This window comes from Variovorax palleresanus (assembly GCF_051144945.1).
Lineage (GTDB): Bacteria > Pseudomonadota > Gammaproteobacteria > Burkholderiales > Burkholderiaceae_C > Variovorax > Variovorax paradoxus_S.
In genome coordinates this window covers 2,468,941-2,495,745 of the sequence record NZ_JBJNVP010000002.1, presented here as the reverse complement: position 1 = coordinate 2,495,745, position 26,805 = coordinate 2,468,941, and the positions used below count along the sequence as shown (strand labels likewise).

Genomic DNA, 26,805 nt, shown 5'->3' with positions numbered 1-26,805 from the left:
GCCGCAACCACGCAGCCATGGAGGCTGCCGATGAAACGTACGCAGTTCATGCTGGGTCGCGTGATGCAGGGCCTGCTGGCGATCCTGCTGATTGCCACGGTCAACTTCATGCTGGTGCGCGCGGCGCCGGGCGATCCGGTGTCGGTGCTGGCGGGCGAGGCGGGCGCGTCCGATCCGCAGTTCGTGGCGCAGCTGCGCGCGCAGTTCGGGCTCGACCAGCCGATCACGACGCAGCTGGCCACCTACGTCGGCAAGGTGGTGCAGCTCGACCTGGGCTTTTCGTACCGGCAACAGCAGCCGGTGCTGAAGCTCATCATGGACCGGCTGCCGGCCACGCTGCTGCTCACGGGCACGGCCTTCGCGCTGTCGCTGCTGTTCGGCATCACGCTCGGCGCGCTGGCCGCGCGGCGCGCCGGCACCTGGGTCGACAGCTCGATCACGGTGGTGGCGCTCATCTTCTATGCCACGCCGCTCTATTGGCTCGCGCTGATGGCGGTGCTGGTGTTCACGGTGCAGCTCGACTGGCTGCCGGGCTTCGGCTTCAGCACCGTGGGCTCCGGGGCCACCGGCCTCGCGCTGGCCTGGGACATCGCCGGTCACCTGGTGCTGCCGGCGCTGACGCTCGCGCTCTTCTACATGGCGGTGTATGCCCGCATGACGCGCGCCGCCATGCTCGAGGTGGCGCAGATGGACTTCGTGAAGACCGCGCGCGCCAAGGGCGTGAAGCCCGGCCGCATCCTGCGCGCGCACGTGCTGCGCAACGCGCTGCTGCCGGTGGTCACGCTCGCGGGCATCCAGGCCGGCGGAATGATCGGCGGCGCGGTGCTGACCGAAACCGTGTTCGCCTGGCCCGGCATCGGCCGCCTGATGTTCGACGCGCTGCTGCAGCGCGACTACAACCTGCTGCTCGGCGCCTTCCTGGTGACCGCGGCGATGGCCGTGCTGTTCAACCTCATCACCGACCTCGTCTACACGTTGGTCGATCCGCGGATAGAGCTATGACATTGCTGCAAAGTCCTTTCTGGCGGCGCTTCTGCCGCAACAAGGGCGCCGTGCTCGGCATGGCGGTGCTGCTGCTGGTGGCCGTGGTGGCCATCATCGGTCCGTGGGTTGCGACCAACGATCCGTGGAACATGGTCGAGCAGCCGTTCCTGCGGCCGTGGACGGAGCCCGGCTTCGCGCTCGGCACCGACACGCTGGGCCGCGACATCCTCTCGGGCGTGATCTACGGCGCGCGCATCTCGCTGCTGATCGGGCTGGTGTCCACCGTGGTGGCCCTGCTCATCGGCGTGACGCTCGGCGCCATTGCCGGCTACTTCGGCGGCTGGATCGACGCGGCGCTGATGCGGTTCACCGAGCTGTTCCAGGCCGTGCCGAGCTTCGCGCTCGCCATCGTGCTGGTGGCCATCTTCCAGCCCTCGGTCAACTCGATCGTCGTGGCCATTGCCATCGTCTCGTGGCCGCCGGTGGCACGGCTGGTGCGCAGCGAATTCCTCACGCTGCGCCAGCGCGACTTCGTGCAGGCCGCGCTGCTCGCGGGCCAGTCGACGCCGCGCATCATCTTGACGCAGATCTTGCCCAACGCCATGTCGCCCATCATCGTGATGGCCTCGCTCATGACGGCCACGGCCATCCTGCTGGAGTCGAGCCTGAGCTTTCTCGGCCTGGGTGATCCGAACCAGATGAGCTGGGGCTACATGGTGGGCGCCGCGCGCACCGTGCTGCGCCAGGCCTGGTGGATGGCGCTGTTCCCCGGCCTGGCCATCGTGCTGACCGTGCTCGCGCTCAACCTGGTGGGCGAAGGCCTGAGCGACGGGCTCAACACGCGGCTCGACGGGAGGGGCAAATGAGCGCCACCGTCACACCCATGAAGCCGGTGCAGCCGGTGCTCGACGTCGTCAACCTGGGCATCCGCCTGCCCAAGGGCGCGGACCGCGCGCTGGCCGTCGACGGCGCCACGCTGTCGGTGCTGCCGGGCCAGACGCTTTGCGTGGTCGGCGAATCGGGCTCGGGCAAATCGATGATCGCCAACGCCGTGATGGGCCTGCTGCCGCGCCCGCACGTCGAGCCTGTGGCGGGGCAGATCCTGTTCGAGGGCCGCGACCTGCTGCAGCTCACCGAGCCGCAGATGCGCGAGCTGCGCGGCCGGCGCATCGGCATGGTGTTCCAGGAGCCGATGACGGCGCTGAACCCCGTGATGCGCATCGGCGAGCAGATCGGCGAAGTCTTCGACGCGCACGGCAGCGTGCCCGCGGCCGAGAAGCGGCGGCGCATCCTGGCCGCGCTGGCCGACGTGGGGCTGCCGGACCCGGAGCTGCTGATCGACGCCTATCCGTTCCGCCTCTCGGGCGGCCAGCGCCAGCGCGTGATGATCGCCTGCGCACTGGTGCTGGAGCCCGTGCTGCTGATCGCCGACGAACCGACCACCGCGCTGGACGTGACCACGCAGGCGCAGATCCTCACGCTGATCCGCGATCTGCAGCAGCGCCGTGGCACGGCGGTGCTGTTCATCACGCACGACTTCGGCGTGGTGTCCGAAATCGCCGACCACGTGGTGGTGATGCAGACCGGCAAGGTGGTCGAGAGCGGGCCGGTGCGCCAGGTGCTCGATGCGCCGCAGCACCCCTACACGCGCAAGCTGATCGCAGCCATTCCCACCGGCAATGCCGAGCGCGACACGCCAACGGGCGAAGTCACGCGCGTGCTGCAGGTGCAGGACCTCTGCAAGACCTACACCTCGGGCAACGGCCTCTTCAAGCGCGGCCGCTCGGTGCAGGCCGCGAAGAACGTCAGCTTCGAACTGCGCCGCGGCGAAACGCTGGGGCTGGTCGGCGAATCGGGCTCGGGCAAGTCGAGCGTGGGCCGCTGCCTGGTGGGGCTCTCGCCGTTCGACAGCGGCCGCATCCTCTTCAAGGGCCGCAGCCTGTCGCAGGGGCCCGCCTTCCGGCGCGAGGCCGCAGGCAAGATCCAGATGGTGTTCCAGGACCCGTACGCGTCGCTCAACCCGCGCCACCGCGTGGGTGCGGCCATTGCGGGCGGGCCGATTGCGCAGGGCGTCGGCAAGGCCGAAGCCATGGCGCGCGCCATGGAGCTGCTGAAGCTCGTGGGCCTGGGCGCCGACGCGGCCGAGCGCTATCCGCACGAGTTCTCGGGCGGGCAGCGCCAGCGCATCGGCATTGCGCGCGCGCTGGCCATGCAGCCCGAACTGCTGGTGGCCGACGAACCGGTGTCGGCGCTCGACGTGTCGGTGCAGGCGCAGGTGCTCGAACTCTTCGCGCAGGTGCGCGAGCAGTTCCAGCTCGCAATGGTCTTCATCACGCACGACCTGCGCGTGGCCGGCCAGATGTGCGACCACATCGCGGTGATGCAACGCGGCGAGGTCGTCGAATACGGCGAGACGCACAAGGTGCTCGGCGATCCGAAGCACGCCTACACGCGCAAGCTGATCGAGGCCGTGCCGCGGCTGGTGTCCTCCGCGTCGCCGGCCGAGGCGCTGGTCGCGTGATGGCGCTGGACGACGAAGCCGGCATGCCGCGTGTTGCGCTTCTCAGCGCGGTGCTGGACATGGAGTATCTTGCCGTGGCCTTCCGCGAGGCCCATCCGGGCATCGACCTGCGCCTGGGCGCGGAGCTGGGCGCGCTGGACGAGATCGATGCGGCCGTGTGCTGGTTTCCGCCGCCTGGCCTGCTCGCGCAGATGCCGAAGCTCCGGCTCGTGCAGTCGCTGGCCGCGGGCGTCGAGCACATCACGGCCGACGCGGAGTTGCCGCGCCACTTGCCGCTGTGCCGCATCGTCGACACCGGCATGGCGGCCGGCATGAAGGCCTATGTCTGCTGGGCCGTGGTGCAGCGGCACCGCGGCATGCAAGCCTACGTCGCGAGTTCGCAGGCCCGCCGGTGGGAAGAGCAGCCGGTCGTGTCGCCGCGCCACCATCGCGTCGGCATTGCGGGCCTTGGCACGCTGGGCATGGCCTGCGCCGAGGCGCTCGCCGCCATCGGCTACCGGGTGCGCGGCTGGAGCCGCAGCGCGAAGGAGGCCCTGCCGGCCGGCGTCGAGGGATTCCACGGCGCGGCGCAGCTCGACCAATTTCTTTCGGGCTGCGACACGCTGGTGTGCCTGCTGCCGCTGACCGCCGAGACGAATGGCTTTCTCGATGCCGCGCTGTTCGCAAGGCTGCCGCGCGGCGCGCACCTGATCAACGTCGGCCGCGGCGACCACCTGGTCGAGGCCGACCTGCAGCCGGCGCTCGACGCGGGCCAGCTCTCGGCGGCCACGCTCGACGCCTTCTCGCAAGAGCCGCTGCCGCCGGAGCATCCGTTCTGGGGCGACCCGCGCATCCTCGTCACGCCGCACATCGCCACGCGCACCGACAGCCTCGTGATCGCGCGCCAGACGCTCGACAATCTCGCGTCGGTGCGACAGGGCCAGCGCCCCGCCAACCAGGTCGACCTGGCGCGCGGCTATTGAATTCCCTCCACAACGGAACCGCCTTCATGAACGCAAGCATGCATGCCGAGAACGCCGCCACCGACATCGCCGCGCATCTCCATCCCTTCACCAACCTTGCCACGCATCCGCAAGTGGGCCCGCTGGTGATCCAGCGCGGCGACGGCATCTTCGTGGAGGACGACCAGGGCCGCCGTTATCTCGAGGCGATGTCGGGACTGTGGTGCGCTTCGCTGGGCTTCAGCAACCAGCGCCTGGCCAAGGCCGGCAGCGATGCGCTGTACGGGCTGCCTTACTACCACACGTTCAACGGCCGCTCGAACCCGGCCGCCATCGCGCTGGCCGAAAAGCTGTTGTCCATGGCGCCGGTGCCGATGTCGAAAGTGTTCTTCGCCAACTCGGGTTCGGAGGCCAACGACTCCGCGGTCAAGCTGGTCTGGTACTACCACAACGCCATCGGCAAGCCCGAGAAGAAAAAGATCATCGCGCGCCGCAACGCCTACCACGGCGTCACCGTCGCGGCATCGAGCCTGAGTGGCCTGGTGCCGAACCACCGCGACTTCGACCTGCCGATCGACCGCATCCTGCATGTCGATTGCCCACACCATTTCCGCTATGCCGAGGCCGGCGAAAGCGAGGAAGACTTCGCGACGCGGCTGGCCGGCGCGCTGGAGCAGCGCATCCTCGACGAAGGCCCCGAGACGGTCGGCGCCTTCATCGCCGAACCCGTGATGGGCGCGGGCGGCGTGCTGGTGCCGCCGGCCACCTACTTCGACAAGGTGCAGAAGGTGCTCGCGAAGTACGAGGTGCTGCTGATCGCCGACGAGGTGATCTGCGGCTTCGGCCGCACCGGCCAGATGTTCGGCTCCACCACCTTCGGCCTGAAACCCGACATCCTGACCGCGGCCAAGGCGCTGTCGTCGGGCTACGTGCCGATCTCGGCCGTGATGGTGAACGAGAAGGTGCATGCGGCGGTGGCCGCCAACAGCGGAAAGATCGGCACCTTCGGCCACGGCTTCACCTACTCGGGCCATCCGGTCGCCTGCGCGATTGCGCTCGAGACGCTCAAGGTCTACGAGGACGAGAACATCCTCGCGCACGTGCAGTCGCTGGCACCGCACTTCCAGCAAGGGCTGCAGAGCCACGCCGACCGCAAGTACGTCGGCGAGGTGCGCGGCGTGGGGCTCATCGGCGCCATCGAGCTGTATGCCGACCCCGCGAAGCGCACGACATTCGACCCCGCATTGAAGGCCGGCGCCCGGCTGGCCGAGCTCGCGCTGGCGCAAGGGCTCATCGTGCGCGCGATGGGCGATTCCATCGCCTTCTGCCCGCCGCTCATCGTCACGGCCGAACAGATCGACGACATGTTCGCGCGCTTCGGCCGCGCCATGGCGGTGTTCGAAGACACCTTCGCATGAAGGCCTTCTTCACGGACGAGCAGCTGCTGCACGACCCACAGCAGTTCATGCGGCTGGGCCGCATCTGCAAGCCGACCGACCTGCCGAGCCGCGCGCACGCGCTGCGCGACGCGTTGGCCCTGCGCGGCATTGCGCTGGCCGAACCCGCGGACTATGGCCGCGCGCCGCTCGAGGCCGTGCACAGCGCCGACTATCTCGACTACCTGGAAACGGCCTACGCGCTGTGGCGCAAGCTCGAGGTGCCCGGTGTGGAGCCCGGCATCGAGGTGCTGCCGAATCTTTCGCCCTACTACAACGGCACGCCGGGCGTGGCGCGCGCACCGTGCCCCTCGCCATCGCTGGTGGCGCGCACGGGCTACTACATCAGCGACCTCTCGTGCCCGCTGGGCCCACACACCTGGCGCTCGATACTGCGCTCGGCGCACACGGCGGTGGCGGCCGCCGATGCGGTGCTGGAAAGCGGCGACGCGGCCTATGCGCTGTGCCGCCCATCGGGTCACCATGCGCACCGTGATCGCGCGGGTGGCTTCTGCTACATCAACAACAGCGCCATTGCGGCAGAGCGCCTGTGGGAGCGGCACGGCCGCGTGGCGGTGTTCGATGTCGATGCGCACCATGGCGACGGCACGCAGAACATTTTCTATGCGCGTAGCGACGTGCTGACCGTGTCGACGCACGCCGATCCCTCGGGCTACTACCCGTTCTACACGGGCTATGCGCATGAGCGCGGCGTGGGGGCGGGCGAAGGCTTCAACCTGAACCTGCCGCTGGCGCACGGCGCGGACAACGCGACGTTCCTGCAGGCGGTGGATGAAGGCGCGGCCGCGCTGCGCGAATTCGCGCCCAAGGCGCTGGTGCTCGCGCTCGGTTTCGACAGCTACAAGGACGACCCGATCAGCGTGCTGAAGCTCGACCTCGACGCCTACCGCCACATCGGCGAGCGCGTCGGTGCGCTGAAGCTGCCGACCGTGGTGGTGCAGGAAGGTGGCTACATGGTGGAGGCCATCGGCCCCGCGCTCGACAATTTCCTGCGGGGCTTCCAGGCCGCGCGATGAGCAGCGCAGCCACTGCCCTCCCGCTGCGCCCGGCGGGCTCGAAAAGCGCCGGCGTGGCGCTGTTCTTCTGCGCACTGGTGGCCTTTGCCTCCTACGATGCGTTCTGCAAGTACATGCTGCAGTTCTACCCGGCGCCCTTCGTCAACGTGATGCGCTACGTCGCGGTGAGCGGCATTGCCTTTGCGATGCTGCTGCGCCATGGCGACCTGCGCATGTGGCGCACGCCGCAAAAGCCCTTGCTGCTGCTTCGCGGCTTGATGCTCGCAACGGTGGCGACTTGCTTCATGACGGCGCTCATCTGGATGCCGCTGGCCGAGGCCACCGCCATCTACTTCACCGCGCCGCTCCTGATGGTGGCGCTGTCGCCGTGGCTGCTCGGCGAGCAGGTGCGGCGCAGCCGCTGGGTGGCGGTGACGGTCGGCTTCGGTGGCATGCTGCTGATCGTGCGGCCCGGGGCCGACCTGCCCCTGCTCGGAACGGTGCTGATGGCGGTGGCGGCCGTCTGCTACGCGATCTTCCAGCTGCTCACGCGGCGGCTCGCGGGCCTGGTCGCGGGGCCGGTGCAGTACGCCTGGACCGCGCTGGTCTGCTTCGTCGTCACGCTGCTGCCTGCGCCCTTCTTCCTGCCCGACCACCAGCCGCCGTGGAGCGACGTGGCGCTGCTGCTCGCGGGCGGCGCCTGCAGCGCGGCGGCGCAATGGCTCTTGCTGGCCGCCTTCGAGCGCGTGGAGGCCTCCACGCTGGCGCCGCTCAACTACTTCCAGCTGCTGCTGGCCGTGGGCTTCAGCACCTTCTGGTTCCGCAGGCCGCCCGATGCGATCGCCATGGCCGGCATCGCACTGATCATGGCGGCGGGCATCTATCTGGCCCGTGCGGGGCGGGGGCTGAAGACCGTACCGGCTGCGGCAGACGCCATCCGGTGAAGAATCACTCCCGGCGCATACCAAATGACGAGACAAGCAACATGGCAACTTCCGTAATTTCTCCTCCTTCTTCTTCCGATACGGCCCTCTTCGAGTCGGTCGAATCGACCGATCTCGTCGGGCTGGTCGAGGCCCAGCTGACGCGCGCCATCGTCGAAGGCCGCCTGCCACCTGGCAGCCGCATCGTCGAGGCCGACATCGCGCGCCGCATGGGCGTGAGCCGTGCACCGGTGCGCGAGGCGGCGCGGCGGCTCGAACGCCAGGGCGTGCTGGTCGCCAAACCGCGCCACGGCTTCGCGGTGCGGACCATCAGCGTGCAGGAGATCGACGATCTGTTCGAGGTGCGCCTGAGCCTGGAGCTCACTTCGATCGAGTTGGCCTGCCGCAAGGCCGACGATGCAGGCATCGCGCGCGTGCAGGCGCTGGTCGAAGCCATGGTGCGCGAGGCCAGCACGCAGCCGCAGCACCACCGCATTGCCACCGACCTGGCGCTGCACACGCTGATCTGCGAGCTGTCGGGCAATGCGCACCTGCACCGCATCTTCATGAACACGCAGACCGAGATGCAGATGATCATCGCGCTGATCGATGCGGTCTACCACGACCCCACCGCGATGGCGGAGACCCACCGCCCCATCGTCGACGCCCTGGTGCGCCGCAACCCCGAGGCCGCCAAGGCCGCGATGCGCGTGCACCTGGAAGACGCCTGGCAGCACGTGCGCGCGTTGTTCGTCAAGCAGCACGGCGCGGCGCCCCTTCCCACCAACGCCTGACACCGGAGAAACCGCCCGATGAAAGTCGTCTACAGCGACACGCACAAGGACCACGACCCGCAGCTCTTCATGGTGCGCGGCAAGCTCAAGCGCAGCAACGAGCAGCCCGAGCGCGCCTTCCGGCTGCTGAAGGCGGTCGAGCAGGAGGGCCACGAGATCGTCGCCACGCGCGACTTCGGCGCCGGCCCGCGCGCCGCCATCCACACGCCCGAGTACCTGCGCTTTCTGGCAACAGCCTACGCGCGCTGGCAGCTGCTGGACGATCCCTCGGAAGAGGTGATGCCCAACATCCATCCCTTTCCGGGCCAGCCCTGCACCTATCCCGACAGCGTGGTCGGCCAGGCCGGTTTCCACATGGGCGACAACGCGTGCTCGATCGGCGCGCGCACGTGGGAGGCCGCCATTGCCTCGGCGAACATGGCGACGCATGCGGCGCAGCTGGTGCTCGATGGCGAGCGCGTGGCCTATGCGCTGTGCCGCCCGCCCGGCCACCACGCCTACGCCGACCGCGCCAACGGCTTCTGCTACCTCAACAACGTGGCCATTGCCGCGCAGCACCTGCGCGGCGTGCACGACCGCGTGGCCGTCCTCGACATCGACGTGCACCACGGCAACGGCACCCAGGGCATCTTCTACCGCCGCGCCGACGTGCTGACCATCTCGTTGCACGGCGACCCGCGCAACTTCACGCCCTTCTTCATCGGCCATGCGCACGAACGCGGCGAAGGCGAAGGCCTGGGCTACAACGTCAACAAGCCGCTGCCGCTGGGCACCGACCTCGACGGCTACCTGCCCGCACTGCGCGACGCATGCGACAGCATCCGCGCCTATGCGCCCGGCGCACTCGTGGTGGCGCTGGGGCTCGATGCGCACGAGCGCGATCCGTACAAGGGCATGAAGATCCAGACCGCCGGATTTGCCGTGCTGCTGGCGGAGATCGCGCGCCTCGGCCTGCCCACGGTGCTGGTGCAGGAGGGCGGCTACCTTTCCGACGACCTGGGCCCGAACATCGCGAGCGCGCTGCGCGGTTTCGAGAGCGCGGCATGAGCGCAGCGCCGGGCCGCCCCAAGCAAGCTCGCTCCCGCTTGGCGGGAAGGCGCACAGCGCCAAGGGTGCACCAATGAGAATTGCGGAATTCGCCGACGCGCAGGTACTCAGCGAAGGCTCGCCCGCGCTCGACGACGCCTGGGTGCGCGAGCTCGCGCGCGAGCGCTACGGCATCGAAGGCGAGATGAAGCCGCTGACCGGCGAGCGCGACCGCAACTACCGCTTCGAGCGCGCCACCGACGGCGCCCGCTTCATGCTGAAGATCTCGCACCCGGCCGAAACCGCCTTGGTCGCCGACTTCCAGACCCAGGCCCTGCTGTACCTCGAGGCCACTGACCCCAGCCTGCCGGTGCAGCGCATCGTGCCGACGAAGGACGGCGCCGCCTCTTTCGTGTGCGACCCGGGAGACGGACTGCCGCGCGTGGTGCGCCTCTTCACCTACCTGCCCGGCTTGCCGCTGCCCGAGGCGCCGCGTACGCCGCTGCAGCAGCAGAACCTCGCGCGCATGCTGGCCCGGCTCGACGTCGCGCTCGCGGGCTTCGACCATCCGGCCGGCGCACTGCCGCTGCCCTGGGACCTGCAGCGCGCCGACAGCGTGCGCGGCCTGCTCGCGCACATCGCCGAGCCGGAGCGCCGCGCCCTGGCCACCGCAGCACTCGACCGCTTCGAGCGCGACGCCAAGCCCGTGCTGCGCACGTTGCCTGCGCAGCCGATCCACAACGACTTCAACATCTACAACGTGCTGGTCGATCCGGCCGACACCGACTGCATCGCCGCGATCCTCGACTTCGGCGACATGGTGCGCGCGCCGTGCATCAACGACCTGGCCGTGGCCGCCGCGTACCAGGCCGGCACCGGTGACGACCCGCTCGCGGCCATCGTGCCGCTGGTCGCTGCGTACCACGCGGTGCGGCCGCTGTCGCCGGCCGAGGTCGGCGTGCTGTTCAACCTGATCACGGCGCGGCTCGTGATGGTGGTGGCGATCAGCGGATGGCGCGCCGCGCGCTATCCCGAGAATGCGCCCTACCTGCTGCGCAACAACCCGCTGTCGTGGGCCCGGCTGCAGGCCTGCGAGCGCATCGGCGCTGCCGCCGCGACAGCAGCCTTTCGCGGCGCCGTGAACCTCTGAGAGATCGCCCATGACTTCCCTCGACCCCCAGACTCAGTCACTCGTCGAGCGCCGCGCACGCGTGCTCGGCCCGGCCTACCGCCTGTTCTACGAAACACCGCTGCACCCGGTGCGCGGCGAAGGCGTGTGGCTGTACGACGCCGACGGCAAGCGCTATCTCGACGCCTACAACAACGTCGCCTCGGTCGGCCATTGCCATCCGCACGTGGTCGAGGCCATCGCGCGCCAGGCGGGCGTGCTCAACACCCACACGCGCTACCTGCACGAAGGCGTGCTCGACTATGCCGAGCGGCTGCTCGCCACCATGCCGGCCGAACTCGGCCATGCGATGTTCACCTGCACCGGCAGCGAGGCCAACGACCTCGCGATGCGCATTGCCAGAGCGCATACGAAAGCCGACGGGCTGATCGTCACGCGCTTCGCGTACCACGGCGTCACTGCATCGATCGCAGAGGCTTCGCCCTCGCTCGGCAAGTTCGTGCAGCTGGGCGATGCGGTGCGCACCGTGCCCGCGCCGGACAGCTACCGCGTGGTGGCCGGTGACATGGGCCGCGCATTTGCGAACGGCGTGCGCGAGGCCATCGCCGACCTGAAGGCGCAGGGCATCCGTCCGGCCGCGCTGATGGTCGACACCGTGTTTTCGAGCGACGGCATCTTCACCGACCCGCCCGGCTTCATGGCTGAGGCCGTGGACGCGGTGCGCGAAGCCGGCGGCCTCTTCATCGCCGATGAAGTGCAGCCTGGCCTCGGCCGCACCGGCGATGCGTTCTGGGGCTTCCAGCGGCACGGCGTGGTGCCCGACATCGTCACGATGGGCAAGCCGCTCGGCGCCGGCCATCCGCTGGCCGGCCTTGCGGTGCGGCCCGAGGTGCTGGCTGCCTTCGGCCGCGAGTGCCGCTACTTCAACACCTTCGGCGGCAATCCGGTGTCGATGGCCGCGGGCATGGCGGTGCTCGACGTGATCGAGCGCGAAGGCTTGATGGCCAATGCGCAGCGCGTCGGCCGCCATCTGCGTGCCGGAATCGCGAAGCTCGCCGAGCGCCATGCGCTGATCGGCGACGTGCGCGGCGCGGGCCTGTTCGTGGGGGTGGAGCTGGTCACGGATCGTCAGGCACGCACGGCCGCCACCGCGGAAACCGCGCGCGTCGTCAACGGCCTGCGCGAGCGGCAGGTGCTGCTGAGCGCCACCGGCGAACATGCCAACACGTTGAAGATCCGCCCGCCCCTGGTGTTCAGCGAAGCCAACGCCGACCTGCTCGTCGAGACGCTCGACCAAGTGCTGGCGGGGCTCTGACGGCGGGCATGGCGGCCAGTGCCGCGTTGGGCCAGAATCGTTCGCCCTTACGACCTTTGCCACCATGAACATCGTCGACTCCTTCGCCAGCAACGCCTCCCGCTTCGTCGATATCCGACGCGACATCCACGCCCATCCGGAACTCGGTTTCGAAGAACACCGCACTTCCGAAAAGGTGGCGGGCCTGCTCGCCGAATGGGGCATCGAGGTGCACCGCGGCATCGCCGGCACTGGCCTCGTCGGCGTGCTGCGCAAGGGCACCGGCTCGCGCACCATCGGCCTGCGCGCCGACATGGACGCGCTGCCGCTGCACGAGGCCAACGAGTTCGCCCACAAGTCCACCCACGCCGGCCGCATGCATGCCTGCGGCCACGACGGCCACACCACCATGCTGCTGGCTGCCGCGTGGCACCTGTCGCAGCAGGGGCCGGATGACTTCGACGGCACCGTGCATTTCATCTTCCAGCCCGCTGAGGAGATGGGCAAGGCCGGCGCGAAGAAGATGATCCAGGACGGCCTGTTCGAGCGCTTTCCGTGCGACGCGGTCTTTGCGCTGCACAACTTCCCGGTCGGTGACGTGGGCCGCTTCGCGCTCAACGAAGGCGCGCTGATGGCGTCGAGCAACACCTACAAGATCACGCTGCGCGGGCGCGGCACGCATGCCTCGATGCCGCACACCGGCATCGACCCCGTGGCCGCCGTGGTCACGCTCGCGCAGCAGCTGCAGACCATCGTGCCGCGCACCATTCCCAGCACCGAGCGCGCGCTGCTCGCGGTCACGCAGCTGCAGGGCTCCGACGCGCCGAACGTGATTCCAGACGTGGCGACCGTCGGCGGAACCATCCGCACCTTCTCCATCGAGGCCATCGACAAGATCGAGGCGCGCCTGCGCGAAGTGGCGGCCGGCGTGGCCGCGGCGCATGGCTGCACGGCGGAGGTTTTCTTCAACCGCTCCTCGCCGCCGGTGGTCAACCACGTGGCCGAAGCGCGATTTGCCGCGGGCGTGATGCGCGAGGTGGTGGGCGATGACATGGTGACCGACAACTTTCCCGCCGTGATGGGCGCCGAAGACTTCGCGCACATGCTGCTCGCGCGGCCCGGCTGCTACGCCTTTCTTGGCAATGGCGACGGCGACCACCGGCTGGGTGGCCATGGGCCCGGCCCTTGCATCATCCACAACACCTCGTTCGACTTCAACGACGAGATCATTCCGATCGGCGCCAGCTACTTCGTGAAGCTGGTGCAGCGCTGGCTGCCTTCGGGCGGCTAACTTTTTTCCGTTCACGATGTTGAAAGCGGCCACCCCGATGACCTCCACCCTGTTCACCCGACGTTCGATGGCTGCTCTCGCAGTCGCCACGGCCCTGGGCGCCATCACGCCCGTGCACGCGCAGCAGCAGCGCGTGATCCACATCGTCGTGCCCTTCGGCACGGGTGCCGTGCAGGACACGGTGGCGCGCGCCTTCAACGCCGAACTGGGCGCGGCGCTCAACGCCAGCGCCATCGTCGAGAACCGCGCGGGCGCAGGCGGCACGGTGGGTGCAGCCGTGGTCGCCAAGGCTCCGCCGGACGGCAACACGCTGGTGCTCGCGGCCGCGAGCCACCACATCGCAGGCTTTCTGTATAGCAAGCTGTCCTACGACCCGCTGAAGGATTTCGTGGGCGTGGCCAGCATCGGCAACGCGGGCTACGTGTTGGCGGTGTCGAGCGGGCTCAACGTGTCGAACACGGCCGACTTCATCAAGGAGGTCAAGGCCAACCCGGGCAAGTACAACTACGCCTCGGCCGGCAACGGCAGTGCCACGCACCTGGCGATGGCGTCGTTCCTCGCGAAGGCGGGGCTGCAGATGACGCACATCCCGACCAAGTCGACCGGCGAGGCGGTCAACGAGGTGCTCGCGGGCCGGGTGCAGGCGGTCATCTCGTCGAGCATCGGCGTGATGGGTTTCCAGGCCGATCCGCGCTTGAAGCTGCTCGCCTCCACCGGCCAGGCGCGCAGCCCCTTCCTGCCGACTTTGCCGACCGTGGCCGAAAGCGGCCTGCCGGGCTACGCCTTCGATTCATGGATCGGCCTGCTCGCACCCGCCGGCACGCCCAAAGCCGAGGTCGAGCGCCTGAACGCGGCCACCAACAAGGTGCTGGCCGATCCGGCGATCCAGGAGCGCTTCAAGCGCCTGGGCGTGGAGCCGCGCACTCAGAGCGCGGAAGAGTTCCAGAAGGTGCTGCGCGCGGACTGGGATGCGATGGGGGCGGTGGTGAAGGCTTCTGGGGCGAAGATCGACTGACCTGGATTCGTGTTCGGCGCTCTTGTTCGGGGCACGCTTGTTCAGGGCGCGTGCACAGGCCACCGGGTACTCCCCTCCGCGAATGTCCCCCGGCTTCGCCTCCTCCTTTATTTCGCTGCGGGGAGCACCCGGCGCCCTGCGCACACAAAGCGCTGCTCTTGTTCCGCTCGATCAACCACCGCTCCAAACAACGCTCCCGTCGGCGGGAGCGCGCCCCGAACGCATGAGCGTGAATAAAGCGCAGCGCCCAGTGGACGCGCACAAGTAGCGGCGCCCCATCAGCGGACGCCCCCCGCCCTTTTCCCGGATATCACAGAAGACCCCGGTCCAAAAGAGCGCTTGCCCCACGCATATCCTGAAGATATATTGTTAATATATTTAAACCGCGACCGTTTCTTGTCGCGCAACCCAGGAGCCCATCACGTGACCAACCCCCGCTGGCAAGGCATCTTTCCCGCCATCACCACCAAGTTCCACGCCGACGAAAGCATCGATGCCGAAGGCACCGCGCGCCACATCGACTTCCAGATCCGCAACGGCATCCACGGCCTGGTGACCTGCGGCTCGCTGGGCGAGGCCAGCACGCTGAGCTTGGAAGAAAAGCTGCAGGTGGCCCAGATCGCGCTGGAAGCGGCCGACGGCCGCATCCCGGTGCTGGCGAATGTGTCGGAAACCAGCACCCGCGAAGCGCTGCGCTATGTGGACGGGGCCAACAAGCTGGGGGTGGCGGGCTTCATGGTGATGCCCTCGGTGATCTACGTGGCCGATGCGCGCGAGGCTATGCTGAATGTGCGCACCATCGCCCATGCGGCCCAGAAGCCGGTCATGGTCTACAACAACCCGGTGGCCTACCGGGTGGACCTGAAGCCCGAGCACATGCTGGAGCTGGCGGACTGCGAATGGATCGCGGCGATCAAGGAGAGCACGGGCGACATCCGCCGCATCACGGACCTGCGCAACACGGTGGGGACCCGCTACCAGCTGTTCCTGGGGGTGGACGACCTGGCGTACGAAGGGCTGGCGCTGGGCGCGGATGGCCTGTTGGCCGGGGTGGGCTGCGCGTTCCCGCGGGAAACCGTGGCGCTGTACGACCTGATGAAGGCGGGCCAGTTCGCCGAGGCGCTGGCGCTGTACCAGTGGATGACGCCGATGCTGCACCTGGATGTATCGAACAAGCTGGTGCAGAACCTGAAGCTGATCGACGTGCTGGTGGGCGTGGGCAGCGAGCACATGCGCCGCCCGCGGCTGCCGCTGGTGGGCGAGGAGCGCGCGGCGGTGGAGGCGATCGTGAAGAAGGCGCTGGCCACGCGGCCGGTGCAGTACCAGTCGGTCATGGCATAAACCCTCTCGTCCTCTACAAAGGAACAAGCATGAAGTCCAACGCACACATGATTCCGTTTCTCGGCCTCGTGGCCATCGCCGTGGCGGGCCACGCCAATGCGCAGCAGGAGCAGGTCGTCAAGATCGGCCACAGCGGGCCGCTCTCGGGCCCCAATGCCTTCGCGGGCAAGGACAACGAGAACGGCGTGCGTCTTGCCATCGAGGAACTCAATGCGAAGAAGCTCGCGGTCGGCGGCAAGACGCTGAAGTTCGAGCTGGTGTCCGAAGACGACCAGTGCGACGCCAAGTCCGGCGTGAGCGTGGCGCAGAAATTCGTGGACGACGGCGTCAAGTACGTCATGGGCCCGTACTGCTCGGGCGTGGCCATTCCGGCTTCGCGCATCTACGCCGATGGCGGCACCATGGTCTCCACCGTGGGCACCAACCCAAAGGTGACGCAGGGCGGCTACAAGAACCTGTACCGCATCATCGCGAGCGACAACCAGATCGGTTCCAGCATGGCGGTGTACGCGGCCAAGGTGCTCAAGGTGACGAAGGTGGGCGTGATCGACGACCGCACCGCCTTCGGCCAGGGCCTTGCGGAAGAGTTCACCAAGGAAGCGAAGAAGCAGGGCCTCTCAGTCGTGGGCCAGGAGTTCACCACCGACAAGGCCGTGGACTTCACCGCCATCCTGACCAACATGAAGGCCAAGGCGCCCGAAGCGATCTTTTTCGGCGGCTACGCGCCGCAGGCCGCACCCATGGCGCGCCAGATGAAGCAGCTGGCCGTGCCCGGCAAGCTGCTGGGCGGCGACACGCTGTGCAGCCCGGCCACCGGCAAGCTGGGCGGCGATGCGGTCAACGACCTGGTGTTCTGCGCGCAAGGCGGCTCCATTCTCGAAAAGGCGCAGAGCGGCCCGGCGTTCAAGGCCAAGTTCAAGAAGCGCTTCAACGCCGACGCGGACGCGTATGCCGCTTCGTACTACGACCAGGTGCTGTTCATCGGCGAATCGATGCAGAAGGCCAACTCCATCGATCCCGACAAAGTAGGCGCCGAGCTCTACAAGACCACTTACAAGGGCGTGGCCGCAACCTACAGCTACGACGACAAGGGCAACATGAAACAGGCGCCGATCACGGTGTTCACCTTCAAGAACGCAGCGCCCTTTCCCCTCGCCAGCTACTGAGTTCGAGAAACACATGCAACGCATCCAGATCATCGATTCGCACACGGGCGGCGAGCCCACGCGCCTGGTCATCGGCGGTTTCCCCGATCTGGGCGGCGGCAGCATGGCCGAGCGCCGCGCGCTCCTGGCCGAGCGGCATGACAAATGGCGCGCGGCCACGGTGCTCGAGCCGCGCGGCAGCGACGTGATCGTCGGCGCGCTGCTGTGCGAGCCGGTGTCGAAAGATGCCGCCGCCGGCGTGATCTTCTTCAACAACGCCGGCTACATCGGCATGTGCGGCCACGGCACCATCGGGCTGGTCGCAAGCCTCGCGCACATCGGGCGCATCGGCGTGGGCGAGCACAGGATCGAGACGCCGGTGGGCATGGTCACGACCAGGCTGCATGCCGATGGCTCGGTGAGTGTGCGCAACGTGCCGGCGTACCGGCATCTGCACCGGGTCGCGGTCGACCTGCCGGGCCACGGCACCGTGCACGGCGATGTGGCCTGGGGCGGCAACTGGTTCTTCCTGGTGAGCGAACACGGCCAGCGGGTGGCGAGTGACAACCTCGCCGCGCTCACCGGCTACACCACCGCGCTGCGCAAGGCGCTGGCGGCGCAAGGCATCACGGGCGCCGATGGCGCGGAGATCGACCACATCGAACTCTTCGCCCACGACAGCGAAGGCGCGGACAGCCGCAACTTCGTGCTCTGCCCCGGCAATGCCTACGACCGCTCGCCCTGCGGCACCGGCACCAGCGCCAAGATCGCCTGCCTTGCGGCCGACGGCAAGCTGGCGCCGGGCGAGGTGTGGACACAGGCGAGCGTGATCGGGAGCCGCTTCGAGGCCAGCTACGCGCTGGAAGACGGCAAGGTCATTCCAACGCTGCGCGGCCGTGCGCACATCAGCGCCGAGGCCACGCTCTTGATCGACGACAACGATCCTTTCGGGTGGGGAATCCGGATATGAGGCTCGCCCCCAGTCTTCGCGCACTTCGTGTCGCTCTGCCAACCCCCTGCCGGGGGCAACACCAGCGGCCCGGCAAAGCCGGTTCCGCAGTGTAGGCCGTGCACGCCGAAGTCATCGTCATAGGTGCCGGCATCGTCGGTGCCGCCTGCGCGCATGCGCTGGCGCAGGCCGGCCGCCGGGTGCTGGTGCTCGATGCGCGTATCGGCGGCGCCACGGGCGCAGGCATGGGGCACCTCGTGGTGATGGACGACAACCCGGCCGAGCTTACATTGAGCAGCCATTCGACGGCGCAATGGCGCGCCCTGGCGCCGCGCATGAGCGAGGACTGCGCGTACAGCGCCTGCGGCACGCTCTGGATCGCGGCCAACGAAGAAGAAATGGCCGAGGCCGAGTGCAAGCAGCAGCGGCTGCGTGAGCACGGTATCGAAAGCCGCCTGCTCGGTGCGCTGGAGCTGGCCCGCGCCGAGCCCGCCTTGCGCAAGGGCCTTGCGGGCGCGCTCGAAGTGCCCGGCGACGGCATCCTCTATGCACCGAATGCGGCGCGCTGGCTGCTCGCGCAGGGCGCAGATTCGATCCGCATCGAGCATGCGAAGGTCGATGCGATCGAAGACGACGGCACGCTGCGGCTCGCGGACGGGAGCCGTCGCAGCGCGCCGCAGATCGTGCTGGCCAGCGGCATCGAGGCGACGACGCTCTGCCCCGAGCTTCCGATCCGCCCCAAGAAGGGCCACCTGCTGATCACCGACCGCTATCCGGGCACGGTGCACCATCAGCTGGTCGAGCTCGGCTACGTGACCAGCGCGCACCACAGCGACGGCGACTCGGTCGCGTTCAACGTGCAGCCGCGGCCGACCGGGCAACTGCTGATCGGCTCTTCGCGCCAGTTCGACACCACCGATCCCGCCGTCGAAGCACCGATGCTCGCGCGCATGCTGCAGCGCACGCTCGACTACTTGCCGGGCCTCGCGGACCTCAACGCGGTCCGCTCGTGGACCGGCATGCGCGCCGCAACGCCCGATGGACTGCCGCTGCTGGGCAAGCACCCGTGGCGCGACAGGCTCTGGCTCGCCGTCGGCCACGAAGGCCTGGGCGTGACCACCGCGCCGGGCAGCGCGCATCTGCTCGCGGCGCTGATGACCGGCGGTGCACCCGGATTCGACGCTGCGCCCTATGCGCCGCGCGGGCTGCTGGAGAGGTGCGCATGAGCGGCGAGACCTTGCTGCACGTCGATGGCCGGCTCGTCCGCGTGACGGCGGGTAGCTCAGTCGCCGCTGCCTTGCGCGTCGCCGGTGGCATCGGCGTGGCGCGCACGTCGGTCACGGGGCAGCCGCGTGCGCCGTTCTGCGGCATGGGCGTGTGCCAGGAATGCCGAGTGCGCATCGACGGCCGGCGCAGGCTCGCCTGCCAGACGGTCTGCGCCGAGGGCATGTGCGTGGAGACCTCCGAGTGACCGACATGGCACTGGCGCATTGCGATCTGCTGATCGTCGGCGCGGGCCCCGCCGGCATGGCGGCGGCAGTGGCGGCCGCGCCCGGCGGTGCATCGATCGTCGTGATCGACGACAACCCCGCACCCGGCGGGCAGATCTGGCGCGACGGTCCCGGCGCCACGCTGCCGCCGGCCGCGCGCAAGTGGCGCGATGCGCTCGAACGCCACGCCAACATCCGCGTGTGCAGCGGCACGCGCGTCGTCGCGGCGCCATCGCGAAACGAACTGCTGCTCGAAGACGCGGAGCGCGGCTGGCGCATGCGGTGGAACAAGCTGATCCTTTGCACCGGCGCGCGCGAGCTGCTGCTGCCCTTCCCCGGTTGGACGCTGCCCGGCGTCACGGGCGCGGGCGGCCTGCAGGCGCTCGTCAAGGCGGGGTTGCCGGTCGAGGGCGAACGCATCGTGATTGCGGGCAGCGGCCCTTTGCTGCTCGCCGCGGCGGCAACGGCGCGCGCGGCGGGTGCGAAGGTCGTGCGCATCGCCGAACAGGCCTCGTTCGAGGCGGTCGCAGGGTTTGCGGCCAGCTTGCCGAGATGGCCGGGCAAGGCTGTGCAGGCGATCACGCTGGCCAACGCGCAGTACCGCACTTCGTCGCGCATCGTCTCGGTGCAAGGCGGCATGCAGGTCGAATCGGTTCGGTTGCGCCAAGGCGGCCGCGACGTGGAAATCGAATGCGATCGCGTGGCCTGCGGCTTCGGCCTCGTCCCCAACACGCAACTGGGCCAGATGCTCGGCTGCGCCCTCACGTCCGGAGGCATCGGCGCGCAGGCACTGGCTGTCGATGCGCGGCAGGCCACCAGCCTGCCGGATGTCTACGCAGCCGGCGAATGCACCGGTTTCGGCGGCAGCGAACGCGCGCTCGCGCAGGGCGCCATCGCCGGCTACGCGGCCGTCGGCAACGAAGGCGCCGCAAAGCAGCACGAACGCGCGCGTGCCCGCTGGAATGCCTTCGCCGCACAGTTGCACCGCAGCTTCGCGCTGGCCCCCGAGATCCGCCAGATGCCGCAGCCCGACACCCTCGTATGCCGCTGCGAAGACGTGCCGTTCTCGGCGCTCGCAGGTTGCAGCGGCTGGACCGACGCCAAGCTCCACCGCCGCTGCGGCATGGGCGCCTGCCAGGGCCGCGTCTGCGGCGATGCCGCGCAGTTCCTTTTCGGCTGGACGCCGCCCGCGCCGCGTCCGCCGCTGTCGCCGGCGCGCATCGCAACCCTGGCCGGCCTCGCGGGCCCTGGCGATGTGGACCGACAATGAAGCCGAAGCAGCACCAGAAGAAAACAATGGCCCCTCCGAAGACCGTGCCTCGCCCCCAGCCCAAACGACGGGCCGCCGACCTCGCCTATGACGCGATCGAGACGCTGCTCTCCACGCTGCAGCTGGAGCCCGGCAGCCAGATCGTCGAAGCCGACCTGGCCGAGCGCACCGGCCTTGGCCGCACGCCGGTGCGCGAGGCGCTGATGCGCATGGTGTCGATCGGCCTCATCGTGCAGCAGCCGCGCCGCGGCCTCCTGGTGTCGACCATCGACCTGGCCGACCACCTGGACGTGATCCAGACCCGGCGCGTGCTCGAACTGCTGATTGCGGCCTGCTCCGCGCGCCGCGCCACCGCGCCACCGCGCTGCAGCGCAAGGAGATCGTGCGCTGCGCCGAGCTGATGGTGAAGGCCGCCCACCGCGGCGACCTGAACGACTACATGCAGGCCGACCGCGCGCTCGACCTCGTCAACCACCAGGCGAGCCACAACGATTCGGCGGTGAAGGCGGTGACCCCGCTCATCGTGCAGTGCCGGCGCTTCTGGTACGCCTACCAGCATGAAGGCGAGATCGTCGAGGGTGCGAATGCCCACCTCGAACTGGCGCAAGGCATCGCGACCGGCAACGAGGCGGCAGCCACTGCCGGGGCCAATCGTCTGATGGACTACCTCGAACTGTTCGCTCGAAAAATCATCGACAAATAGGCCCGGGGGGCCTCGCCAGCACCGGCGGCCGGGCGGCGCGCCTTCGCGTCAATCCTCGGCCGGTACCGGCTCGGGTCCGGGCCAGCCCAGCAGCTCGGCCAGCCGCTGCACGATCCAGCCGGCCTCGGCCGCCGATACGCCGGCTTCGGGCGTGGCCAGGCCGGCGTGGATGCGGCGCAGGATCTCGCTCTCGACCGGCACCTCGGTGTGGTGCTGGATCTGCGCATGGCCCACGAGATGGTTGGCCAGGTCTTCGCAGATCTCGTAGCGCTCGCGCACCACGCCGATCGGCTCCAGGAGGCGCTGGCGCGCATCGCTATAAACCGCGAAGAACGAGGGCGGGATGAAGATCTGGTTGTCGTCGGACATGGCGGCCTTGTTTGTAGCGGGCCCAATGACAAAACGCGCCCGGAGGCGCGTTCGTCGTGGCTCCGAAGAAAGAGCCGTGGGGGCTGGATCAGCCGCCCTTGGTGGGGCGCTTGCCCGGGTTCTTCTTGCTGCGCGTGGCGGTGCCGCGTTCCAGGCTGACCTTTTGGCCACCACCGGTGCGAGGCGCGGTGTAGCCGGGCATGGGGATCGGCTTCGGGCTGGCAAGACGGTCGGCTTCGGTACGGATTTTCTTGGGCATGGAAAGCTCGGATAAAAAAGATGTTCGACCCTCAATTAGGCCACATCGGCAGATTTCACATGCCAAGAGGCGAAAAAGGGGTGGGAGGGGTGTCAGGTCGACTGCGGTGTCAGCAGGCGGACCCTGACGCTCTTGCCTTTCACGCGGCCGTTGTCGAGCTTGCGTGCGGCTTCTTCGGCAATGCTGCGGTCCACCGCAACATAGGTCGAGTACTCGTTGACGTTGATCTTGCCGACCTGCTCCTTGGCATAGCCGCAGTCGCCGGTCAGCGCGCCCAGCACGTCGCCGGCGCGGATTTTTTCCTTGCGCCCGCCGACGATCTGCAGCGTGGCCATCGGCGGTGTGAGCGGCGCGCCCTTGGCGGGCGTGAGCTCGGCCAGGTCGTGCCATTCGGACTCGCGGCCCTGCAGCTGTTCGATCTTCCCGACGAAGCCCATCTCGTTCATGCTGGCCAGGTTCAGCGCCAGGCCTTCCGAGCCGCCCTGCTGACCCACGCGGCCTGTGCGGCCCACGCGGTGGATGTGGATCTCGGAGTCGGGCGTCACGTCGACGTTGATCACGGCTTCGAGGTGCGAGATGTCGAGCCCGCGCGCCGCCACGTCGGTGGCCACGAGCACCGAGCAGCTGCGGTTGGCGAACTGCACCAGCACCTGGTCGCGTTCGCGCTGCTCCAGTTCGCCGAACAGCGCCATCGCGCTGAAGCCCTGCGCCTGCAGCACCTCGACGAGGTCGCGGCACTGCTGCTTGGTGTTGCAGAAGGCCAGTGTGCTCACAGGACGGAAATGGTCGAGCAGCAGGCTCACGGTGTGCAGCCGCTCGCTGTCCTTCACCTGGTACCAGCGCTGGCGGATCTTGCTGCCTTCATGCTGGGCCTGCACCGTGATCTGCTCGGGGCTCTTCATGAACTGCTGCGCGAGCTTGGCAATGCCTTCCGGGTAGGTGGCCGAGAACAGCAGCGTCTGGCGTTCCTTCGGGCACTGGCGCGCCACCTTCACGATGTCGTCGAAGAAGCCCATGTCGAGCATGCGGTCGGCTTCGTCGAGCACCAGGGTGTTGAGCGCCTCGAGGTTCAGGTTCTCGCGTTCCAGGTGGTCCATGATCCGGCCCGGCGTGCCCACCACGATGTGCGCGCCGTGCTCCAGGCTGGCAATCTGCCCGCGCAGCGCGACGCCGCCACAGAGCGTGACCACCTTGATGTTTTCCTCGGCGCGCGCCAGGCGGCGGATTTCGGTCGTGACCTGGTCGGCCAGCTCGCGCGTGGGGCACAGCACCATCGCCTGGATGGCAAAACGGCGCGGGTTGAGGTTGGAGAGCAGCGCCAGCGCAAAGGCGGCGGTCTTGCCGCTGCCGGTTTTTGCCTGTGCGATCAGGTCCTTGCCGAGCAGTGCCGGCGGCAGCGCGGCCGCCTGGATCGCCGTCATCTGCGTGTAGCCGAGCTGCGTGAGGTTGGCCAGCATCTGGGGCGAGAGCGCCAGCGTGGCAAAGCCGTGGTCGGCGGGGGCCTGGGCTGGGGAGCCGCCGGCTGGAGAATTGGTCGTGGTCATCGTTCGGCGGCAGCCGGACCCGGAAAAACAAAGGCCTTGCCGGCACCCTTCGCGGGGCGCCGCAAGGCCCTTCGTCCGTCGCGGATCAGCGGCGAGGTGCGTTGTTGTTTCCGGAGTTCGTCGGCGGCGGGCCGCGGCGCTCCAGATGGCGGAAGGTGATACGACCCTTGGTCAGGTCGTAAGGCGAGAGTTCGAGCGACACCTTGTCACCCGCCAGGATGCGGATGTGGTGCTTGCGCATCTTGCCGCCGCTGTAGGCGATCAGCTGATGGCCGTTGTCGAGCGTCACGCGGTAGCGCGAGTCGGGCAGGACTTCGGTCACTGCGCCGTTCATTTCGATCAGTTCTTCCTTGGGCATGTGTGATTACCTCTGAATTCTCGTTCGATGTGTGTTGGAGATGAAGATGGGCGTAATTGTTTCAGCCTGCGCACGGAAGTGCGAGCGGGGCAACGCCAAGAGGGCTGCTGCGTTCGCGCACCCAGCAAAGGCCCTGGTCGATGGCGTAGCGCACCGCGGCGGCGTGGCTGGCAAAGCGCGGCGTGAAACGCATCACGCGGTCGTGCATGCCGCTGCCCCGTCCGGAGCGGATCGAGACGGAAGCGGCGTAGTTGCCGTCGTCCTGGTGGCGAATGAGCGGGGAAACAAGGTACTTGCCCACCGCGATACTGTGTTGAATGATGTCCATGAAGCCTTGGCACCCTGCGCGAAAAGTGTGCGCAAAATGCCGAAAAAATGATTGAAAACGGGCGTGGGCCGGCCAGAACGGCGCGGCGGACGCGCTATTCGCTTCAACAAGAACGAAGGCAGTGGTGGCAATCATGGGCGCCCGGTCTGGCGCTCCAACACACTGTGAAGCCGGCTTGAAAAAAGAGGCCTGAAAAATCCAAGGGACGGTACAGGTCAGCCGGCGGAGTGACGAAAAGTGCTTCGTCGTGGTATCGAAACGAACCCGACATTATAGCCCGCGGGGCATGACAGTTGCTTGTCTTAAAAACAACGCACCTGTGAATTAGGCACCAGACCCCCGCCAAACAAGTGTCTGGTGCTACTAAAGATATAGCTCAACAGCGCGCCTCAGCCGAGGCCGAGCATCCGCTTGTTCGCGGCTACGTCCACGCCGCCCGCCGCGAAGTCGTCGAAAGCCCGCTCGGCCACGCGGATGATGTGGTCGGCAATGAAGGCCGCGCCCTCGCGTGCGCCGTCTTCCGGGTGCTTGATGCAGCATTCCCATTCGAGCACCGCCCAGCCGGGGAAGTCGTACTGCGCCATCTTCGAGAAGATGGCGCTGAAATCGACTTGCCCGTCGCCCAGCGAACGGAAGCGCCCTGCCCGGTTGATCCAGCTCTGGAAGCCGCCGTACACGCCCTGCTTGCCGGTCGGGTTGAACTCGGCGTCCTTCACGTGAAAGATCTTGATGCGCTCGTGGTAGTGGTCGATGTACGCCAGGTAGTCGAGCTGCTGCAGCATGAAGTGGCTCGGGTCGTACAGCAGGCAGGCACGCGGATGGTTGCCCACGCGCTCCAGGAACATCTCGTAGCTCACGCCGTCGTGCAGGTCTTCGCCAGGGTGGATTTCGTAGCCCACGTCCACGCCCGCGGCATCGAAGGCATCGAGGATCGGGCGCCAGCGGCGCGCCAGTTCGTCGAAGGCTTCCTCGATGAGTCCCGGCGGGCGCGGTGGCCATGAGTAAAGGTACGGCCAGGCCAATGCGCCCGAGAAGGTCGCATGGGCCGTGAGCCCGAGGTTGGCCGAGGCCTTGGCCGCGAAGTGCAACTGCTCCACGGCCCATTGCTGGCGCCGCACCGGATCGCCGCGCACCTCGGGTGCCGCAAAGCCGTCGAAGCCGGCGTCGTAAGCCGGATGCACCGCGACCAGCTGCCCCTGCAGATGGGTCGACAGCTCGGTGATCTCGAGGCCGTGCGCGGCCAGCGTGCCCTTGATCTCGTCGCAGTAGGTCTTGCTTTCGGCGGCCTTTTTGAGGTCGAACAGGCGCGCATCCCAGCTCGGGATCTGCACGCCCTTGTAGCCCAGTCCGGCGGCCCAGCCGGCAATGGCGTCGAGCGAGTTGAACGGGGCTTGGTCTCCCGCGAACTGGGCCAGAAAAATGGCCGGGCCCTTGATCGTCTTCATGGCTTGTCTTCCTTCTTGGTCGTAGCGGCGTTGAAAGCATACTTGGCGTGTCGTCCGACCCCGTGCGAGAGGCCAAAGCGCCAAAATGGACTTTCCTTTTCGCACAGCACGTCCTGCCAGTCCCGAGATGCCGCAACCCGTTTCCGCCCGGCTGAAGATCGGCCTGTCTGCCTGCTTTTCCCATGCGGATCCGGCGCGCTCGCTGTTCACCAACAAGACGCTGCAGTACGTCGAGCAGTCCATCGCGCACTGGCTCATGTCGGCCGGTGCCATGGTGGTGATGGTGCCCTGCCCCACGGGCGAAACCGCGCGCGGCGACACCAAGCTCTCTCACTACGCCGAATGGCTCGATGGCGTCGTGATGCATGGCGGCGCCGACGTCTGGCCCGGCAGCTACGGCGAGGAGCCGCTCAAGGATGCATGGGTCGGCGACCGCATTCGCGACCTGTACGACCTGGCGCTGGTCGAAGCCTTCGAACAGGCCGGCAAGCCCATCTTCGGCGTCTGCCGCGGGCTGCAGCTCATCAACGTTGCCTTCGGCGGCACGCTGTACCAGGACATCGAGGCGCAGCACGACCATCCCGAAACCATCCGGCACCGCGACCCGGTGACCTACGACCAGAATTTTCACCAGATCGAGATCGTCGAAGGCACGCGCCTGGCCAAGCTCTATCCGGAGGTGAAGACTGCAAAGGTCAACAGCATTCACCATCAGGGCGTGAAAGATCTCGCACCCGGTTTCGAGGTCGAGGCCTGGAGCCTGCCCGACCGCGTGCCCGAGGCCATTCGCCGCCGCACCGACAAGGGCCGCAGCTACATCTCCGCCACGCAGTGGCACCCCGAGTTCCACAAATACGGCAGCACCGAGACCGTGGACGACACGCCCATCCTGCACGACTTTCTCTGGGCCTGCGCCACCGCGAGGGTGGCGCCTCAGACCTCGCTCGATACCGGATCAGGCCGCATCCGCGATCGCGCGGCGCGCGTGCTGCGCCAGGCGCTGCTGCGGCGCTGACACACCGACTGGCTAGCGCCGGTCGGAACGGTTCGTGCTGCCGCTGACGCCGGCATCGATGGTGCCAAATACCGTGATGCCGTTACCGGACGACGAGGTGGCGCGGTCAGTGTTGCCCGCCGACCCCGTGCCGGCGCAGCCCGCTGCCAGGGCGCCCATCGCGAGGGCAAGAACAGCTGCAATGAATGGCTTCACGGAAAACTCCAGGCAATGGTGAGA

27 protein-coding genes and 1 pseudogene are annotated in these 26,805 nt (G+C 68.1%); 21 read left to right on the top strand and 7 right to left on the bottom strand.

The genetic code is table 11. The features are described 5' to 3' along the window. The first annotated feature begins 30 nt into the window (after nt 1–30). From ACJ7Z0_RS15695 to ACJ7Z0_RS15600, 20 genes and pseudogenes are all read left to right on the top strand, one after another. A complete protein-coding gene (locus ACJ7Z0_RS15695) occupies nt 31–1,002 on the top strand; it encodes an ABC transporter permease (RefSeq protein ID WP_124959184.1) in 972 nt (323 codons plus the stop codon). Continuing rightward, nucleotides 999–1,850 carry an ABC transporter permease gene (locus ACJ7Z0_RS15690; RefSeq protein WP_431126326.1) on the top strand — a complete coding sequence of 284 codons (852 nt, stop codon included), beginning with the start codon at nt 999–1,001 and terminating at the stop codon, nt 1,848–1,850. Before ACJ7Z0_RS15695 ends, ACJ7Z0_RS15690 begins: the two co-directional genes overlap by 4 nt. Beyond that, on the top strand, nt 1,847–3,505 hold the full coding sequence (locus ACJ7Z0_RS15685; protein ID WP_434790558.1) for an ABC transporter ATP-binding protein: 1,659 nt from the start codon (nt 1,847–1,849) through the stop codon (nt 3,503–3,505). Before ACJ7Z0_RS15690 ends, ACJ7Z0_RS15685 begins: the two co-directional genes overlap by 4 nt. Further along, nucleotides 3,505–4,467 carry a 2-hydroxyacid dehydrogenase gene (locus ACJ7Z0_RS15680; RefSeq protein ID WP_434790557.1) on the top strand — a complete coding sequence of 321 codons (963 nt, stop codon included), beginning with the start codon at nt 3,505–3,507 and terminating at the stop codon, nt 4,465–4,467. The genes ACJ7Z0_RS15685 and ACJ7Z0_RS15680 overlap by 1 nt, the downstream gene beginning before the upstream one ends. Before the next feature lie 26 nt (nt 4,468–4,493). After that, a complete protein-coding gene (locus ACJ7Z0_RS15675; protein ID WP_434790556.1) occupies nt 4,494–5,864 on the top strand; it encodes an aspartate aminotransferase family protein in 1,371 nt (456 codons plus the stop codon). Beyond that, complete coding sequence (locus ACJ7Z0_RS15670; protein ID WP_434790555.1) at nt 5,861–6,919, top strand: histone deacetylase family protein; 1,059 nt, start codon at nt 5,861–5,863, stop codon at nt 6,917–6,919. The genes ACJ7Z0_RS15675 and ACJ7Z0_RS15670 overlap by 4 nt, the downstream gene beginning before the upstream one ends. Beyond that, nucleotides 6,916–7,842, top strand: a complete 927-nt coding sequence (locus ACJ7Z0_RS15665; RefSeq protein WP_434790554.1) for a DMT family transporter — start codon at nt 6,916–6,918, stop codon at nt 7,840–7,842. The genes ACJ7Z0_RS15670 and ACJ7Z0_RS15665 overlap by 4 nt, the downstream gene beginning before the upstream one ends. Nucleotides 7,843–7,883: 41 nt before the next feature. Then, entirely contained in the window at nt 7,884–8,615 is a 732-nt protein-coding gene (locus ACJ7Z0_RS15660) for a GntR family transcriptional regulator (RefSeq protein ID WP_434790553.1), read from the top strand. 18 nt (nt 8,616–8,633) lie between these two features. Further along, nucleotides 8,634–9,662: a histone deacetylase family protein gene (locus ACJ7Z0_RS15655; protein WP_434790552.1), complete on the top strand. Its 1,029-nt coding sequence runs from the start codon at nt 8,634–8,636 to the stop codon at nt 9,660–9,662. A gap of 73 nt (nt 9,663–9,735) precedes the next feature. Next, the gene (locus ACJ7Z0_RS15650; RefSeq protein WP_434790551.1) at nt 9,736–10,791 is read left to right on the top strand and encodes a phosphotransferase; all 1,056 of its coding nucleotides are present in this window, start codon (nt 9,736–9,738) and stop codon (nt 10,789–10,791) included. A gap of 10 nt (nt 10,792–10,801) precedes the next feature. After that, nucleotides 10,802–12,085, top strand: coding sequence for an aspartate aminotransferase family protein (locus ACJ7Z0_RS15645; protein WP_434790550.1), 1,284 nt, complete (start codon nt 10,802–10,804; stop codon nt 12,083–12,085). Nucleotides 12,086–12,149: 64 nt separating this feature from the next. After that, nucleotides 12,150–13,355, top strand: a complete 1,206-nt coding sequence (locus tag ACJ7Z0_RS15640) for a M20 aminoacylase family protein (protein WP_434790549.1) — start codon at nt 12,150–12,152, stop codon at nt 13,353–13,355. Between the two features lie 37 nt (nt 13,356–13,392). Then, nucleotides 13,393–14,370 (top strand): tripartite tricarboxylate transporter substrate-binding protein, encoded by a 978-nt coding sequence (locus tag ACJ7Z0_RS15635; RefSeq protein WP_434790548.1) that lies wholly within the window; start codon nt 13,393–13,395, stop codon nt 14,368–14,370. Between the two features lie 423 nt (nt 14,371–14,793). After that, on the top strand, nt 14,794–15,711 hold the full coding sequence (locus ACJ7Z0_RS15630) for a dihydrodipicolinate synthase family protein (protein ID WP_434790547.1): 918 nt from the start codon (nt 14,794–14,796) through the stop codon (nt 15,709–15,711). A 29-nt stretch (nt 15,712–15,740) separates the two neighbouring features. Continuing rightward, entirely contained in the window at nt 15,741–16,877 is a 1,137-nt protein-coding gene (locus tag ACJ7Z0_RS15625; RefSeq protein WP_434790546.1) for a branched-chain amino acid ABC transporter substrate-binding protein, read from the top strand. A 13-nt stretch (nt 16,878–16,890) separates the two neighbouring features. Next, on the top strand, nt 16,891–17,826 hold the full coding sequence (locus tag ACJ7Z0_RS15620) for a 4-hydroxyproline epimerase (protein WP_434790545.1): 936 nt from the start codon (nt 16,891–16,893) through the stop codon (nt 17,824–17,826). 98 nt (nt 17,827–17,924) lie between these two features. Further along, a complete protein-coding gene (locus ACJ7Z0_RS15615; RefSeq protein ID WP_434790544.1) occupies nt 17,925–19,031 on the top strand; it encodes an NAD(P)/FAD-dependent oxidoreductase in 1,107 nt (368 codons plus the stop codon). Then, a complete protein-coding gene (locus tag ACJ7Z0_RS15610) occupies nt 19,028–19,276 on the top strand; it encodes a (2Fe-2S)-binding protein (RefSeq protein WP_434790543.1) in 249 nt (82 codons plus the stop codon). Before ACJ7Z0_RS15615 ends, ACJ7Z0_RS15610 begins: the two co-directional genes overlap by 4 nt. 5 nt (nt 19,277–19,281) lie before the next feature. Beyond that, nucleotides 19,282–20,565: an FAD-dependent oxidoreductase gene (locus ACJ7Z0_RS15605; RefSeq protein WP_434792674.1), complete on the top strand. Its 1,284-nt coding sequence runs from the start codon at nt 19,282–19,284 to the stop codon at nt 20,563–20,565. Between the two features lie 26 nt (nt 20,566–20,591). Next, a pseudogene (locus tag ACJ7Z0_RS15600) lies at nt 20,592–21,268 on the top strand (GntR family transcriptional regulator). A gap of 48 nt (nt 21,269–21,316) precedes the next feature. On the opposite strand, the gene ACJ7Z0_RS15595 reads toward ACJ7Z0_RS15600, so the two are convergent. The 6 genes from ACJ7Z0_RS15595 to ACJ7Z0_RS15570 all read right to left on the bottom strand — a co-directional run bounded on the left by ACJ7Z0_RS15595 (nt 21,317) and on the right by ACJ7Z0_RS15570 (nt 25,571). Continuing rightward, the gene (locus ACJ7Z0_RS15595; protein ID WP_434790542.1) at nt 21,317–21,637 is read right to left on the bottom strand and encodes a hypothetical protein; all 321 of its coding nucleotides are present in this window, start codon (nt 21,635–21,637) and stop codon (nt 21,317–21,319) included. A gap of 88 nt (nt 21,638–21,725) precedes the next feature. Continuing rightward, on the bottom strand, nt 21,726–21,896 hold the full coding sequence (locus ACJ7Z0_RS15590) for a hypothetical protein (RefSeq protein ID WP_434790541.1): 171 nt from the start codon (nt 21,894–21,896) through the stop codon (nt 21,726–21,728). Between the two features lie 92 nt (nt 21,897–21,988). Then, nucleotides 21,989–23,440, bottom strand: coding sequence for an ATP-dependent RNA helicase DbpA (gene dbpA / locus ACJ7Z0_RS15585; protein WP_434790540.1), 1,452 nt, complete (start codon nt 23,438–23,440; stop codon nt 21,989–21,991). 85 nt (nt 23,441–23,525) lie between these two features. Beyond that, a complete protein-coding gene (infA, locus tag ACJ7Z0_RS15580) occupies nt 23,526–23,798 on the bottom strand; it encodes a translation initiation factor IF-1 (RefSeq protein WP_015867950.1) in 273 nt (90 codons plus the stop codon). A 61-nt stretch (nt 23,799–23,859) separates the two neighbouring features. Further along, nucleotides 23,860–24,126, bottom strand: coding sequence for a DUF6566 family protein (locus ACJ7Z0_RS15575; RefSeq protein WP_434792673.1), 267 nt, complete (start codon nt 24,124–24,126; stop codon nt 23,860–23,862). Nucleotides 24,127–24,515: 389 nt separating this feature from the next. After that, nucleotides 24,516–25,571: a sugar phosphate isomerase/epimerase family protein gene (locus ACJ7Z0_RS15570; RefSeq protein ID WP_434790539.1), complete on the bottom strand. Its 1,056-nt coding sequence runs from the start codon at nt 25,569–25,571 to the stop codon at nt 24,516–24,518. A 127-nt stretch (nt 25,572–25,698) separates the two neighbouring features. On the opposite strand from ACJ7Z0_RS15570, the gene ACJ7Z0_RS15565 reads away from it, so the two are divergent. Continuing rightward, a complete protein-coding gene (locus ACJ7Z0_RS15565) occupies nt 25,699–26,586 on the top strand; it encodes a gamma-glutamyl-gamma-aminobutyrate hydrolase family protein (RefSeq protein WP_434790538.1) in 888 nt (295 codons plus the stop codon). Nucleotides 26,587–26,598: 12 nt separating this feature from the next. Here ACJ7Z0_RS15565 and ACJ7Z0_RS15560 read toward each other — a convergent pair whose 3' ends face one another. Next, nucleotides 26,599–26,781, bottom strand: a complete 183-nt coding sequence (locus ACJ7Z0_RS15560) for a hypothetical protein (protein ID WP_434790537.1) — start codon at nt 26,779–26,781, stop codon at nt 26,599–26,601. Between the last annotated feature and the right edge of the window lie 24 nt (nt 26,782–26,805).

Bases quoted from the DNA above. Each gene is read 5' to 3' on its own strand.
- ACJ7Z0_RS15695 (WP_124959184.1), top strand. From the start codon at position 31: ATGAAACGTACGCAGTTCATGCTGGGTCGCGTGATGCAGGGCCTGCTG.
- ACJ7Z0_RS15690 (WP_431126326.1), top strand. From the start codon at position 999: ATGACATTGCTGCAAAGTCCTTTCTGGCGGCGCTTCTGCCGCAACAAG.
- ACJ7Z0_RS15685 (WP_434790558.1), top strand. From the start codon at position 1,847: ATGAGCGCCACCGTCACACCCATGAAGCCGGTGCAGCCGGTGCTCGAC.
- ACJ7Z0_RS15680 (WP_434790557.1), top strand. From the start codon at position 3,505: ATGGCGCTGGACGACGAAGCCGGCATGCCGCGTGTTGCGCTTCTCAGC.
- ACJ7Z0_RS15675 (WP_434790556.1), top strand. From the start codon at position 4,494: ATGAACGCAAGCATGCATGCCGAGAACGCCGCCACCGACATCGCCGCG.
- ACJ7Z0_RS15670 (WP_434790555.1), top strand. From the start codon at position 5,861: ATGAAGGCCTTCTTCACGGACGAGCAGCTGCTGCACGACCCACAGCAG.
- ACJ7Z0_RS15665 (WP_434790554.1), top strand. From the start codon at position 6,916: ATGAGCAGCGCAGCCACTGCCCTCCCGCTGCGCCCGGCGGGCTCGAAA.
- ACJ7Z0_RS15660 (WP_434790553.1), top strand. From the start codon at position 7,884: ATGGCAACTTCCGTAATTTCTCCTCCTTCTTCTTCCGATACGGCCCTC.
- ACJ7Z0_RS15655 (WP_434790552.1), top strand. From the start codon at position 8,634: ATGAAAGTCGTCTACAGCGACACGCACAAGGACCACGACCCGCAGCTC.
- ACJ7Z0_RS15650 (WP_434790551.1), top strand. From the start codon at position 9,736: ATGAGAATTGCGGAATTCGCCGACGCGCAGGTACTCAGCGAAGGCTCG.
- ACJ7Z0_RS15645 (WP_434790550.1), top strand. From the start codon at position 10,802: ATGACTTCCCTCGACCCCCAGACTCAGTCACTCGTCGAGCGCCGCGCA.
- ACJ7Z0_RS15640 (WP_434790549.1), top strand. From the start codon at position 12,150: ATGAACATCGTCGACTCCTTCGCCAGCAACGCCTCCCGCTTCGTCGAT.
- ACJ7Z0_RS15635 (WP_434790548.1), top strand. From the start codon at position 13,393: ATGACCTCCACCCTGTTCACCCGACGTTCGATGGCTGCTCTCGCAGTC.
- ACJ7Z0_RS15625 (WP_434790546.1), top strand. From the start codon at position 15,741: ATGAAGTCCAACGCACACATGATTCCGTTTCTCGGCCTCGTGGCCATC.
- ACJ7Z0_RS15620 (WP_434790545.1), top strand. From the start codon at position 16,891: ATGCAACGCATCCAGATCATCGATTCGCACACGGGCGGCGAGCCCACG.
- ACJ7Z0_RS15610 (WP_434790543.1), top strand. From the start codon at position 19,028: ATGAGCGGCGAGACCTTGCTGCACGTCGATGGCCGGCTCGTCCGCGTG.
- ACJ7Z0_RS15605 (WP_434792674.1), top strand. From the start codon at position 19,282: ATGGCACTGGCGCATTGCGATCTGCTGATCGTCGGCGCGGGCCCCGCC.
- ACJ7Z0_RS15595 (WP_434790542.1), bottom strand. From the start codon at position 21,637: ATGTCCGACGACAACCAGATCTTCATCCCGCCCTCGTTCTTCGCGGTT.
- ACJ7Z0_RS15590 (WP_434790541.1), bottom strand. From the start codon at position 21,896: ATGCCCAAGAAAATCCGTACCGAAGCCGACCGTCTTGCCAGCCCGAAG.
- dbpA (WP_434790540.1), bottom strand. From the start codon at position 23,440: ATGACCACGACCAATTCTCCAGCCGGCGGCTCCCCAGCCCAGGCCCCC.
- infA (WP_015867950.1), bottom strand. From the start codon at position 23,798: ATGCCCAAGGAAGAACTGATCGAAATGAACGGCGCAGTGACCGAAGTC.
- ACJ7Z0_RS15575 (WP_434792673.1), bottom strand. From the start codon at position 24,126: ATGGACATCATTCAACACAGTATCGCGGTGGGCAAGTACCTTGTTTCC.
- ACJ7Z0_RS15570 (WP_434790539.1), bottom strand. From the start codon at position 25,571: ATGAAGACGATCAAGGGCCCGGCCATTTTTCTGGCCCAGTTCGCGGGA.
- ACJ7Z0_RS15565 (WP_434790538.1), top strand. From the start codon at position 25,699: ATGCCGCAACCCGTTTCCGCCCGGCTGAAGATCGGCCTGTCTGCCTGC.